The 12,702-nt window shown below is 72.9% G+C and carries 7 protein-coding genes; all 7 read right to left on the reverse strand.

Features of this window, described 5'->3' with window-relative positions; translation table 11 throughout:
- Nucleotides 1-124: 124 nt before the first annotated feature.
- Nucleotides 125-1,450 carry a hypothetical protein gene (locus tag Cba03nite_RS09250; RefSeq protein WP_239125579.1) on the reverse strand — a complete coding sequence of 442 codons (1,326 nt, stop codon included), beginning with the start codon at nt 1,448-1,450 and terminating at the stop codon, nt 125-127.
- An 8-nt stretch (nt 1,451-1,458) separates the two neighbouring features.
- Entirely contained in the window at nt 1,459-2,979 is a 1,521-nt protein-coding gene (locus tag Cba03nite_RS09255) for an alkaline phosphatase D family protein (RefSeq protein ID WP_203744079.1), read from the reverse strand.
- Between the two features lie 100 nt (nt 2,980-3,079).
- Nucleotides 3,080-5,731: a DUF4118 domain-containing protein gene (locus Cba03nite_RS09260; RefSeq protein ID WP_203744081.1), complete on the reverse strand. Its 2,652-nt coding sequence runs from the start codon at nt 5,729-5,731 to the stop codon at nt 3,080-3,082.
- 104 nt (nt 5,732-5,835) lie between these two features.
- On the reverse strand, nt 5,836-7,857 hold the full coding sequence (locus tag Cba03nite_RS09265) for a PASTA domain-containing protein (protein WP_203744083.1): 2,022 nt from the start codon (nt 7,855-7,857) through the stop codon (nt 5,836-5,838).
- A 223-nt stretch (nt 7,858-8,080) separates the two neighbouring features.
- Nucleotides 8,081-10,357, reverse strand: coding sequence for a glycosyl hydrolase family 18 protein (locus Cba03nite_RS40245; protein WP_203744085.1), 2,277 nt, complete (start codon nt 10,355-10,357; stop codon nt 8,081-8,083).
- A gap of 91 nt (nt 10,358-10,448) precedes the next feature.
- Nucleotides 10,449-11,051 carry a DUF4240 domain-containing protein gene (locus Cba03nite_RS09275; protein WP_203744087.1) on the reverse strand — a complete coding sequence of 201 codons (603 nt, stop codon included), beginning with the start codon at nt 11,049-11,051 and terminating at the stop codon, nt 10,449-10,451.
- A gap of 23 nt (nt 11,052-11,074) precedes the next feature.
- On the reverse strand, nt 11,075-12,592 hold the full coding sequence (locus Cba03nite_RS09280) for a fused MFS/spermidine synthase (protein WP_239125580.1): 1,518 nt from the start codon (nt 12,590-12,592) through the stop codon (nt 11,075-11,077).
- Between the last annotated feature and the right edge of the window lie 110 nt (nt 12,593-12,702).

Consider the following 12,702-nt stretch of genomic DNA (forward strand, 5'->3'; position numbering starts at 1 on the left):
CTGAACGTACGCGCCTTTCACAAAATCGTGAAGGTTGTGGAGCGTCAAGATTTCGTATGTGAGACCGCCGTGTGACAGGCGGCGCCCCCGCCGTCAGGCCGGGAGCGCCGCCTGGTGGTACGGGTCAGGCCGGCGGGGCGATGAGCTTCGCCTGCGCCCGGTAGCTGCCCTTGCGCAGGAACGTCGAGTTCACCACGCCCGTGCCGAGGTACACCTGGTCGAACAGGTTGCCGTCGTTGTCGTCGGTGTACGCGATCGCGACCTCGCCCCACGGCGACACCGCGACGCCCGCCTGCTCCTGCCTGCCGGTGCTCACCTGCCCGAAGTGCTGGGCGGCGATACGGCCGTCGGCGGTCCCGTCCGGGTTGAGGCCGCGCGCCCACACGTCGCGCGCGTTGGCCGGGGTGGTCCACCCGACGACCACGTTGGCCTGGTCGTCGAGCCCGACGCTGGCCGTGTTCGCGCCCGCCTCGCTCGACGCCTGCACCTCCGCATGCCGCGGGGCGCCGTCGGCGGCGAACGAGCGCGACCACACGCCGAACGTGCCCGGATGGTCAGACTCCCAGGCCACCGTGAAGTCGCCGTTGTAGTTCGCCGCGACGGCGGCCCGCAGCTGCTGTCCGTCGCCGAGCGAGTTGGCCGAGCGCCTGGTCAGGTTCACCGCCCCGTTCGCCTTGGCCAGCCGGACCAGGCCGATGTTGTAGTAGCCGTTGGCGTCGGCGTCCTCGTCCCAGACGACGATCGCATCGCCCGAGGCGGGCACGGCCACGTCGGGCCGGTGGTGCGCGCCGGCGGCCTGGCCGGCCGTGACCTCGTACGCCTTCGTGGTGATGTTGGTGAAGCCCGCCGCCCGGACGGTGGCCGGGGCCGTGCCCTGAATGTCCTCCCAGACGACGCTGAACGCCACCGCGCTCGCATTGTTCGGGGTCCCGTCGGGGTCGACGGCGACCCGCGGCAGGATCTGCTGGCCGGTCGCGTCGGCGTTGGCCTGCCCGGACGCGAGCAGCGTGCCGGTCGGGCCGAGCACCCGGTAGGGCACGTTGTAGTAGCCGTTGCCGTCCGGGTCGTCGGACCACACCACGACGGCGTTGCCCCTGTCGTCCAGCGCGACGTCGGGCGAGATGTGCTTCCAGGCCGTGCCGCTGGTCCCGGCCGCGGACAGCTTCTTCTCGTACAGCGACACGCCGTCCTTGTAGAGGCGGAGGAACACCTCCGAGTGGGCGCTGTCGCCCGGCGCGGTGCTGTCGCGGTCGTCCTCCCAGACCACGGCCAGGTAGCCGTTGCGGTTCATTGCGATCGCGGCGCCGTCCTGGTCGCCGGTGGCGACGCTGTTGGCGGCGGAGTACGCCATCCCGGCCGGTGCGGCCGCCGCCGGGCCGGGCACGGCCACCGTCCCCGCCACCGCCGATCCGGCCAGCACGGCGACCGCCGGCCACGTGTGCAGCTTCATGGTTCTCCTCAGACCTGGGTGAGGCCGGGGCGGCCGTCGGCGATGACGAACGAGCGCAGCGTGCTGACCGGAGCGCCGTGCTCGGTCACGCCGGACACCGCCCGGAAGTCGGCGCGCAGCTGGGTCGGCGTGATGGTGGTGCGCACGTAACCGCGCCGGTCGGCGTAGAACTTCAGGTGCGGGTTGTTGGACGCGTACGGGACGGCGGTGTCGCCGCTGCCGTTGCCGTCGGAGCTGATCGACGTGCAGACCAGCTCCGTGCCGATGGTCGCCGAGGACGGGTCGGCGTAGTCGGCCTTCAGCTCGTTGGCCCAGGCCCGGTGCACGTCGCCGGTGAGCACCACCGGGTTGCGCACCGCCCGGTCGCGCCAGCCCTGCTCGATGCGGGCCCGGCTGGCACGGTAGCCGTCCCAGGCGTCCATGTTGGCCGCCCCGGCGCCGTCGAGCTGGCGGGCGAAGAACACCTGCTGGGCCAGCAGGTCCCAGGTCGCGGTGCGCTGGGCGAGCCCGTCGAGCAGCCAGGACTCCTGCGCGGCGCCGGTGAGCGTACGCGCCGGAAGGTCCGCGTCGGCGCACACCTTCCAGCCGTCGCCGCAGGCCTGGTCGTCGCGGAACTGGCGGGTGTCGAGCAGGTGGAACGTGGCCAGGCTGCCCCACCGCACCCGCCGGTAGAGCGGGATGGCGTTGCCGGTGGGCGCCGCGCTCGGCCGCAGCGGCATGTTCTCGTAGTAGGCGCGGTACGCCGCCGTGCGCCGGGCCGTCCACTGGGCTGCGGTCAGCACCGGGCTGCTGTCGTTGCGCACCATGCCGGCGTAGTTGTTCTCGACCTCGTGGTCGTCGGGCACCACCAGCCACGCCGCGGCGGCGTGCGCGGCCTGCAGGTCCGGGTCGGTCTTGTAGAGCGCGTGGCGCACCCGGTAGTCGGCCAGCGACACGGTCTCGGCGCCCACGTGCAGGCGCACCGCGCCGCTGGTGGCCGGGTCCTCGTAGATGTAGTCGCCCAGATGCACCACGAGCCCGGGGTCGTCCTCGGCCATGCGCCGGTAGGCGGTGAAGTAGCCGGACTCGTAGTGGGCGCACGACGCGAACGCCATCACCAGGTCACGCCCGGCCGTCCCCGGCGCGGGAGCGGTCCGGGTGCGCCCGACCGGCGAGATGTGCCCCTGCGCCCGGAACCGGTAGAAGTAGTCGGTGTCGGCGGCCAGCCCGCCCGCGACCACGTGCACACTGTGCGCGTCGGCATACCGGGCGGCGACCGAACCGGACGCCACCAGCGCGGCGAACGTGCTGGTCTTGGACACCTGCCACTCGACGGTGACGTCGGTGTTGGACATGCCGCCCTGTCCGTCGGCGTTCAGCGGGGACGGGGCCAGGCGGGTCCACAGCACGACGCTGCTCGCATCGGGCTCGCCGGACGCGACGCCCAGCCGGAACGGATACGACGCGGCGCGGGCGCTCTGCCCCCAGGCCACAGTGGATGCAGCGGCGAGTCCACCCACGATGAACGTGCGCCGGCCGAGAGTTCTCATGCCGGGCAGAGTCGTTGATCACGATGAACACAGACACGTGTCCATGTGAATGCCGACCGTCGATGCGGCGACGGCCGACCGTGAACCGTCCGGGACTAGCTCAGCGCGAGCCGGGCTCCGTCTCGCCGGCGGGCGCCTCCGGTGCGGCAGGCTGATGTGTGACCTCGGTGAGCGCCCGCTCCGCGGCGGCCGCCTCGGGCGCGGTGAGCCCGGCCGGGGGCGGCACCCCGGGCAGGTTGAGGACCATGGTCAGGCCGCCGCCGGGGGTGGTCTCCGGCAGCAGCGTGCCGCCCATCGCCTCGGTCAGCCCCCGCGACAGCGCCAGGCCCAGGCCCACGCCGGTGTCGTTGTCCCGGTCGCCGAGCCGCTGGAACGGCAGGAACACCTGGTCGCGCTGCTCCTCGGGGATACCCGGGCCGTGGTCCACCACGCGCAGCTCCACCTGGTCGCCGTGCTCGCTCGCGCTGACCAGGGGCGGGCGGCCGGGCGGGCTGAACCGCAGCGCGTTGCTGATCACGTTGACCAGCACGCGCTGGAGCAGGCCTGGGTCGGCGCGTACGGCGGACAGGTCGCCGGGGATGCGCACCCGCACGGTGCGGCCGGCTTCGCCCAGCTCGTCCAGCGCCGCCGGGACCGCCTCCTCCAGCCACAGCTCCCGTGCCGTGACGCCGAGCGCCCCGGCCTGCAGCCGGCTCATGTCCAGCAGGTTGCTGACCAGCCGGTTGAGCCGCTCCAGCGACTCGGCGGCGGTGTCCAGCAGCTCCCGCCGGTCCTCGTCGCTGAACGCCACGTCGTCGCTGCGCAGCCCGGCGACCGCGGCCACCGCCGAGGCCAGCGGCGTACGCAGGTCGTGGCTGACCGCGGCGAGCAGCGCGGTGCGCATCCGGTCGGCCTCGGCCAGCGGCCGGGCCCGGGCCGCCTCCTCGGCCAGGCGCTCCTGGCGCAGCGCGACCGCGGCCTGGGCGGCGAACGCCTCGACGATCCGGCGGTCGGCGGCGGGCAGTGCCGGGCCGCGCAGCACCACGGTGATCTCGTCGTCGACCGGCACGGCGGTGTCCCCCTCGGCCGGGGTGAAGCAGGGGTCGCCGCCGACGGTGGCCGCGACCCGCCAGGCCGTGGGGTCGCCCTGGCAGTCCGGCCCGGCCGGCCCCTCCCCCCGCCGCTCCAGCACGGTGACGGCGTCGAGCTGGTACGTCTCGCGCAGGTTGTCGAGCAGCGCCTGCAGCGGCCGGGCCCCGCGCAGCACGCTGCCCGCGACGGTGGCCAGGGTCGCCGCGTCGGCGGAGGCGCGGGCGGCCTCCCGGGTGCGGCGGGCGGCCATGTCGACGACGGCGCTCACCGCGGCGGCGACCAGCACGAACACCGCTAGGGCGAGCAGGTTCTCCCGCTCGGCGATGCTGAAGGTGCGTACCGGCGGGGTGAAGAAGTAGTTGATCAGCAGCGAGGCCGCCACCGCCGCCAGCAGGGCCGGCCACAGGCCGCCGACCAGCGCGACCGCGATGACCATGGCGAGATAGAGCAGGATGTCGCTGGCCAGGGAGAGCCGGTCGTCCAGGGCGTGCAGCCCCAGGGTCAGCAGCGGCAGCCCGAACCCGGCGAGGGCGAACCCGGCCAGCCGCCGGGCCGGCGACAGCGCCGACACCCCGAGGCGGGGCCCGGTCAGGCGGCCGCGGCCGGTGCGCTCGTGGGCGACGAGGTGTACGTCGATCGACCCGGACAGGGCCGCGGTGGTGGCCCCGACCCCGGGCGAGAGCATCTGCGCCAGGCGGCCCCGGCGGCTGGCGCCGAGCACGAGCTGGGTGGCGTTGACGCCGTTGGCGAAGTCGAGCAGGGCGCGCGGCACGTCGGTCCCCGCGACCTGGTGATACGTGCCGCCCAGGCTCTCCACCAGGACCCGGTGCCGGGCCAGCAGCGCCGGATCGGCCCCGGCCAGCCCGTCGGAGCGGGTGACGTGCAGGGCGAGCAGGTCGGCGCCCTTGCTGCGCCCGGCGATGCGGGCGGCGCGGCGGATCAGGGTCTCGCCCTCGGGACCGCCGGTGACGGCGACGACGACGCGCTCGCGGGTCTCCCACTGCTTGGCGATGCCGTGGTCGGCCCGGTAGCGGTCGAGCTGCTCGTCGACCTTGTCGGCCAGCCACAGCAGGGCCAGCTCGCGCAGCGCGGTGAGGTTGCCGACGCGGAAGTAGTTGCCGAGCGCCGCGTCGATCTTCTCGGCCTGGTAGACGTTGCCGTGCACCATGCGGCGGCGCAGCGCCTCCGGGGTCATGTCGACCAGCTCCACCTGATCGGCCTGGCGCACCACCTGGTCGGGCACGGTCTCGCGCTGCACTACGCCGGTGATCTGCTCGACCACGTCGTTGAGGGACTCCAGGTGCTGGATGTTGACCGTGGACAGCACGGTGATGCCCGCGTCGAGCAGCAGCTGGACGTCCTGCCACCGCTTGGCGTGGACGCTGCCGGGCACGTTGGTGTGGGCCAGCTCGTCGACGACGGCGACCTGCGGCGCCCGCGCCAGCACCGCGTCGACGTCCATCTCGGTGAACGTCGCGCCGCGGTACTCCACGGTGCGCCGGGGCACCACCTCCAGGCCGTCGAGCATCTCGGCGGTGTGCACCCGGCCGTGCGTCTCCACGAAGCCGATCACGAGGTCCGTGCCGCGGCCCCGGCGGCGCTGCGCCTCCTCCAGCATGGCGTAGGTCTTGCCCACGCCGGGCGCGGCGCCGAGGTAGATGCGCAGCTGTCCACGAGCCATACCGTGATCATCGCGCATCGGCCGGGCTCCGGCACGGGCGGTCCGGCGTACCCGGAAGCGGCCCGCGGAGACGTGCTCCGCGGGCCGCCCGGCTCGCTGTCCGGTTACCTGCGCTCCTCGCAGCGGATGATGACGCGCTGCCCCGGCTGGAGCTTGCTGCCCGCGTTGGGGAACTGCCGGATCACCCGGTACCTGTTCTTGTCGTCCCCGCCGCGTACGCCCCGGACCTCGACGCGCAGGCCCATCCCGGCAAGGTGGTTCTCCGCGTCGCCGCAGTTCCAGTTGCGCACCTCGGGCATCGGCTGCTCGCTGCCGGGAGGCTGGACCGAACGGTTGTTGCTGACCTGGAGCTTGACCGTGTTGCCCCGCTCGGCGCCGGTGCCGGTGGCCGGGTCCTGCTTGACCACGGTCTCGTACGCCTTGTCGGAGTCGACGTACTCCACCGACACCTTCAGGCCCAGGTTCTCCAGCTCGTTACGCGCGTCGCGCAGCTGCTTGCCCTCGACGAACGGGATGGTGATCGGCGCCTTGCCCTTGCTGACGATGACCTTGATCTCGGACTCGGGCTCGATCGGCTCGCCCGCCTTCGGGTCCGTCTCGATCACGGTGCCCTTCGGGACCAGGTCGTCGAAGCGCTCCCCCGCCTTGACCGGCTTGAGCCGCAGCGGCTCCGCCTTCAGGTCGACGAGGGCGAGGTCGTAGGGCTTGCCGGTGACGTCGGGCACCTGGCGGCTCTCCGGCCCGGCCGACAGGGTCAGCGTGACCGTGTCACCGGACGACACGTTGTCGCCGGGCGCCGGGTCCTGCAGCAGCACCACGTCCTTGGCCACGTTCTCGCGATACTGCGGCGCGGCGAACTCGACCTCCAGCCCGAGGTTCTCCAGCGCGGCGACGGCCTGGTCCTTGGGCAGGTTCATCACCTGCGGCATGTCGTCGTAGCGGCCGGAGAACAGCCACCAGCCGCCGGTCAGCACCAGCAGCGCGACCACCACCGCGCCCGCGATCAGGCGCATCCGCCCGCGCGGGTCGGCCATGAGCCGCTGGTAGTGCAGCCGGGCCTGGTCGAGCAGCGCCGCGACGCCGCCCTCGGCGGCCGCCTCCCGCCGTGAACGGGACTCGGGCTGCTCGGCACCGGGCAGGCGCGCCCACGACGGCCGCTGCGCCGGGGCCACCTGGCCGACGATCATCGTCTCCTCGGCCAGCGGCTGCGAGTGGTAGGGCTGGGTCTGCGCCGGCGGCCGCATCACCTGCGTCGCGGCGCTGACCGTGAGCGTCTCGCGGGCCGCCTGGACGGCCTGCAGCAGCGGGCCCGCGTCCATGAAACGGGCCGCCGGATTGCGCCTGGTGGCCGAGGCCACCAGGTCGTCCAGCACCGGCGGCAGGCCGGGCACCAGCCGCGACGGCGCGGGCACGTCCTGCTGGACGTGCGCCCAGGCCACCTCGGCCGGGCGGGCGCCCTCGTAGGGCACGCGGCCGGTGAGCATCTCGAACAGCACGATGCCCGCGCTGTACACGTCGCCGCGCTGGTCGGAGCGGCCCTCGGCGACCTGCTCCGGGCAGACGTACGCGGCGGTCACCGCGGGCTGCCCGCCACCGGCCTCGATCGCACGGACCAGGCCCAGGTCGGCCACCTTCACGACGGCGTCGAGGAGGCTGTGGCCGCCGCTCGGCGAATCGGCGACCAGGATGTTCTCCGGCCGCACGTCCCGGTGCACCAGCCCCGCACGGTGCGCCGCGGCCAGCGCCGACAGCACCTGCTCGCCGATCGCGAGCGCCTCCAGCGGGGCGAGCCGGCCCCGCTCGGCCAGCACCTCGCGCAGCGTGCGGCCGCGTACGTGCTCCAGGACGAGGTAGGGCAGGCCGTTGTGCATACCCTGACCCAGCCAGACGACCGCGTTCGGGTGGGTGAGCCGGGCCAGGTTGGTGACCTCGTCGGCGAAGCGGTTCAGATGGAACGGCTGCCCCGGGTGCTCGGGCTGCAGCACCTTGAGCGCGACCGTGCGGCGCAGCCGCTCGTCGACCGCGAGGTAGGTGCTCGCCATACCGTCGCGGGCCACGCGCTCGCGTACGTGATAGCGCCCGTCGACGAGCGAACCGAGGAGCGGATCGCCGACCTGAGTGTCCATGGCAGCGCAGTCTAGGGCAGCGGGCGCGGCAACCGGAGACTCCGGTGCCGAGATGGTCTCACTTTGCGGCGGTAACCGCCCGCCGCGTCCCGTTTGCGCAGGTGGGGAGCGGGACCGGCCGGATTCGCACCGGCGTCCTCCAGATTGAGGTCGGGCGCGACGACTTCTGCGCTACGGCCCCGCTCGCCGAGAGTCTAGGCGAGCGGGGCCGTGCTTCGTGCGTTCAGAGGCCGGAGTGCACCGCCGACATCAGGGTGCCGCCCGCGGTGTCCCCGGACATCTCCCAGATCATGCCGCCGAGCAGGCCCTTCTGCTTGAGCCAGGCCGTCTTCTGGCCGATCGACCAGGCGTCGTCGAAGCTCCACCACTGCCCGCCGGGCCCGGTGTAGCAGTAGCTGGAGACCGACTGGGTGTCGTGGTACACCGTGCAGCCGGGCACGCCCGACAGCAGGTTGGCGTACCCGCGGGTGCCGGCTTCCTCGGCGAACTGGCCGGGGGCCGCGCCGGTGGCGGACTGCCACTCGCCGTTGACCCCGCCCGCGGTGACGCCCTGCCAGCCGCGGCCGTAGAAGGCCAGCCCGATGGTGAGCTTGCGCGGGCTGACCCCGGCGTCCAGGTACGTCTGGATCGCCTTGTCGACGCTGAACTCGAACGGGTACGGGTCCTGCGCGTCGCGGTACAGGTTGGCCTGGTGGCCGGCCCGGTTCGGCTCCCACGAGTTGTCCGACCCGGCGCCGTGGAAGTCGTAGCCCTGGACGTTGGCGAAGTCCATGTAGTTGAAGACGCCGTTCGGGCCGATGTCCCACCCGGCGGCGACCTTGGCGGGGTCGGCCGGGGTGAACGCGGTGATCAGGTAGCGCTTGCCGGTGGTCAGCGTCAGCGCGTCGAGCTGGCGGCGGAACTCGGCGGTCAGCGCCGTGTTGTTGGCCTTGTCGGCCGCGCTGACGTGGTTGCCGGGGTGCCCTTCGGAGCCGGGCCACTCCCAGTCCAGGTCGATGCCGTCGAAGATGTTCGCGGCGCTGCCGGGACCGCCCGCCGCGTTGTAGGTGGGCAGGTTGCCCTTGATGTAGATGTCGATGCAGGAGCGCACGAACTTCTCTCGCGACGCCGCGGTGGCCGCCACGTCGGAGAAGTACTTCGAGTACGTCCAGCCGCCGATCGAGATCAGCACCTTCAGGTGCGGGTGCTTGGCCTTGAGCTTGCGCAGCTGGTTGAAGTTGCCGCGCAGCGGCTCCCAGCCGGTGTCGGCGACCCCGTCCACCGACTGCGCGGCCGAGAACGGCCGGCCGTAGTCGGCGTCGGCGTCCCCGGCGCCGGTGCCCTGGTCGGGGTCCTGCGGGTTCGCGGTGGTGCCCCGGGTGACGCCTTGCAGGCAGGTCAGGTTGACCGGGTCGATGTTGGCGAAGGCGTAGTTCAGGTGGGTCAGCTTCGCCGCGGCCCCGCTGGTGTCCAGGTTGCGCACGAAGTACTGCCGCCCGTAGATGCCCCACTGGACGAAGTAGCCGACCTTGGCGTAGTTGCCGGACCCGATGACGTCGTCGGTGGTGACGCTGACGGCGTTGCTCGCGGCGGAGGCGTTGTCGTAGGTGTCGCGCGCCTTGACCGTGAACGTGTACCCCGTCATCGGCGACAGCCCGCTCACCACCGCGGACAGGCCGGTGACGCTGGCCCGCAGGGTGGTGCCGGTGTAGACGTCGTACCCGGCGATGCCGTTGGCGTCGGTGGCGGCGTTCCAGGCCAGGCTGACCGTGGTGGAGGTCTTGGCGGTGGAGCGCAGGTTGCCGGGCACGGTGGGCGGTGTGGTGTCGTTGGCGGGATTGAGCGTGGTCGCCGAGACCGTGCCGCTGGCCGCGGACAGGTTGCCGCGGGTGTCGCGGGCGCGGACCGCGAACGTGTAGCCGGTGTTCGGGGTCAGCCCCGTGACGACCGCGCTCGCGGTGGTGCTGGTGGCCACGACGGTGCTGCCGGACAGCACGTCGTACCCGGCGATCGGGAAGTCGGTCGCCGCCGAGGCGGTCCAGGACAGCGACACCGTGCGCGTGGTGCGGCCGGTGACGGCCAGGCCGGTGGGCGTGCCCGGGGCGCGGTCGGCGCTGCCGTCGCACTTGTTGCCGTTGATCCGGCAGTTGAGCGGCGCCGCCCCGGATCCGTACGCGATGAACCAGGGGCTGTACGGCTCGGTGTTCGCGCCGGCCGCGACGGTGCCGTTGTAGTGGGCGTTGACGACGGTGACGTGCGAGCCGGACTGGCTGGCCACCCCGTTGTAGAAGTTGCTCATCGTGACCCCGGCAGGCAGGTCGAACTCCAGCGTCCAGCCGGTGATCGCCGCCCCCGTGGGGTTGGCGACGACGAACTTGTCCATGAACCACGAGCCGTTGTTGGTACTCGAGAACGTCGCGGTGAGCCCGGGGGCCGCGGCGGCCGCGGTGGGCACCGCGACTGCGCCGAGGACTCCGACGGCGACGGCGAGCATGGCGGCAAGTGAGCGGATCTTGCGCATGTGCCCTCCCGTTATTAGGAAACTTTCCTAATACTGGGCACGTCCATCGATGGCCGTCAACAATCTATTTAGATTTAACTATAATTTGAGGTCATAGAGCGCTTTCAGGGAACCGGGCGGCAAGCCGGGGCAGCCTGCCGGGCAGGCTGTGCTCGTCGATCTGCCACGGTCCGTCCTGCCCCGGTCCACCCCGGCGCGGACGGCCGCCGAGCCGCTGTGCGACGGCACGGGCGAAGCCGTCGCGATCCCCGCCCGCTCGCGCGTGGATCTCTGCCGGAGCCGATCGCAGGCGCATGAAGAAGTCCCAGTCGCCGCGCTCGACCGCGTCCGCGTCGGGCAGCCCGGCCAGCGCGTCCGGATCCGCGAGCACCACCTCGAACGACTCCCGTCCCAGCGCCACCAGGCTCGCCCGGAAGTCGGCGAACCGGTCGTCGAGGTCGAAGTGCGCGTGCCACTCGTCGGCGCCTCCCCCGGCGAGCAGGCACGCCGCCGCCCACACGGCCGGCGTCCAGGCGCGCTCCAGCATCCGCTCGAAGTGCACGCCGAACTCGACCAGCTCGGGCAGCGGCCGCCCGGCCAGCCCCTCCCGCCAGGCCACGGCCACCGCGGCGGCAGGCGAGTCCTCGTCGTAGTAGCCGCACTCCAGGGCGGCGTACGACTCGTCGATGACGTCCCAGAAACCGGCCTCGTCCACGGCGGACACCGTAACGGAACGGCTCAGCTCACCCGGACCAGCATCTGGTCGACCGGGGCGTAGTCGTCGGTGAGCACGGCCGCGTCCCCGATGAACTCGCGCAGCCGGTCACCGTGCAGCAGCTCCGGCGCCTCCGGCAGGAGCAGCAGGCGGGCCCCCATCGCCTGCAGCGGCAGCGGCCGGGCGGACGCGACGATGACGAAGTTGTCGCCCGCGCGGCCGGCCACCGCCGCCTCCGGCGCGACCAGCGCCACGTGGGGAAACACCGACGCCACGGTGGCCAGCTCGGCGCGGATGAAGCGCAGCGGCGGGCCGTCGATCACGTTCTGCACGTAGATGCCGCCGTCCCGGGTCACCCGCCGCACCTGCGCCATCATCTCGCGGGTGGTCAGATGCCACGGCACGGCCAGGTCGCCGAACGCGTCGCCGACGATCAGATCGGCGGACTTGTCGGCCTGCCCGGCGAGCAGCAGGCGCCCGTCGCCGACCACCGCCCGCAGCGCCGGGCCGGTGCGCAGGCCCAGCTCGCGCTGCGCGAGGTCCACCAGGCCGCCGTCGATCTCGAACACGGTGCTGCGGCTCCCCGGCCGGGTCGCGGCCAGGTAGCGCGGCATCGTGAAGCCGCCGCCGCCCAGGTGCACCGCGTCCACCGCCGCGCCGGGGGCGGCCACCACGTCCGCCGCGGCGCCGAACCACTGGATGTAGCCGTACTCCAGGCGGGTCGGGTCGGCGAGATCCACGTAGGAGTGCTCGGCGGCGTTCAGATGCAGGACCCGTCCTGTCGGCCGCCGCGGATCCGTGGTGACCTTCGCGCAGTGGTACGCCGTCTCCACGTCGCACGGGTCGGGCGCGGTGATGGACAGCCCGGCCCCGGCGGCGAGCAGCGCGACGGCGAGCATCCGGCTCGTGGCCGTCGTGGTCCGCGGCCGGTCCTCGCGCCTCAGGTAGCCGTGCAGGGCCAGGCCGGACAAGCCGAGCAGGACCGCCAGCCCGATCATGATGGCGCTGGTGGGCAGCGCCGCGACCAGCACGAACCCGGTGACCAGGGTGGCGGTGACGGCGCCGAGGGTGCCCACACCGGACAGCCGCCCGACCACCCGTCCGGTCCGGTCCAGATCGCCCAGCTGCAGCTTCACCACCATGGGCGGCACCGCCGACAGCAGCATGATCGGCACGAACACGGTCAGCGCGGTCAGCGCCATGATCATGGAGACGGAGGTGCCCCGCAGCGCCTCGCCCAGCCAGCGGATCAGCGGCAGCGTCACGGCCGTGGCCAGCCCCGCCGCCGTCAGCAGCGGCGCGAGCAGGCGGCGCGGATCCCGGCGGTCGGCGTGCCAGCCGCCCAGCCAGGCCCCGTACGCGATGGCGCCGAGCGACATGCCGATGACCGCGCTGGTCACCTGCAGGCTCAACCCGAGATACGGCGCGACCAGGCGCAGCGACACCGTCTCCAGCACCAGCACCGCACCACTGGCCGCGAACGTGAGCACGAGGGCGAGCCGATCGGGCAGCCGGCCCGCAGCAGGAGGAGCTTCCGTCACCGTCGCGATGATACGGCCTACCCACCCCCGTCCCCGCCCACGGCGCTACGCGCCACTCCCCCGGCCAGACGGTCGGCTTCCCCACGAAGATCACTGTCTCGTGTCAAGAT

The organism is Catellatospora bangladeshensis (assembly GCF_016862575.1).
Classification (GTDB): Bacteria; Actinomycetota; Actinomycetes; order Mycobacteriales; family Micromonosporaceae; genus Catellatospora; species Catellatospora bangladeshensis.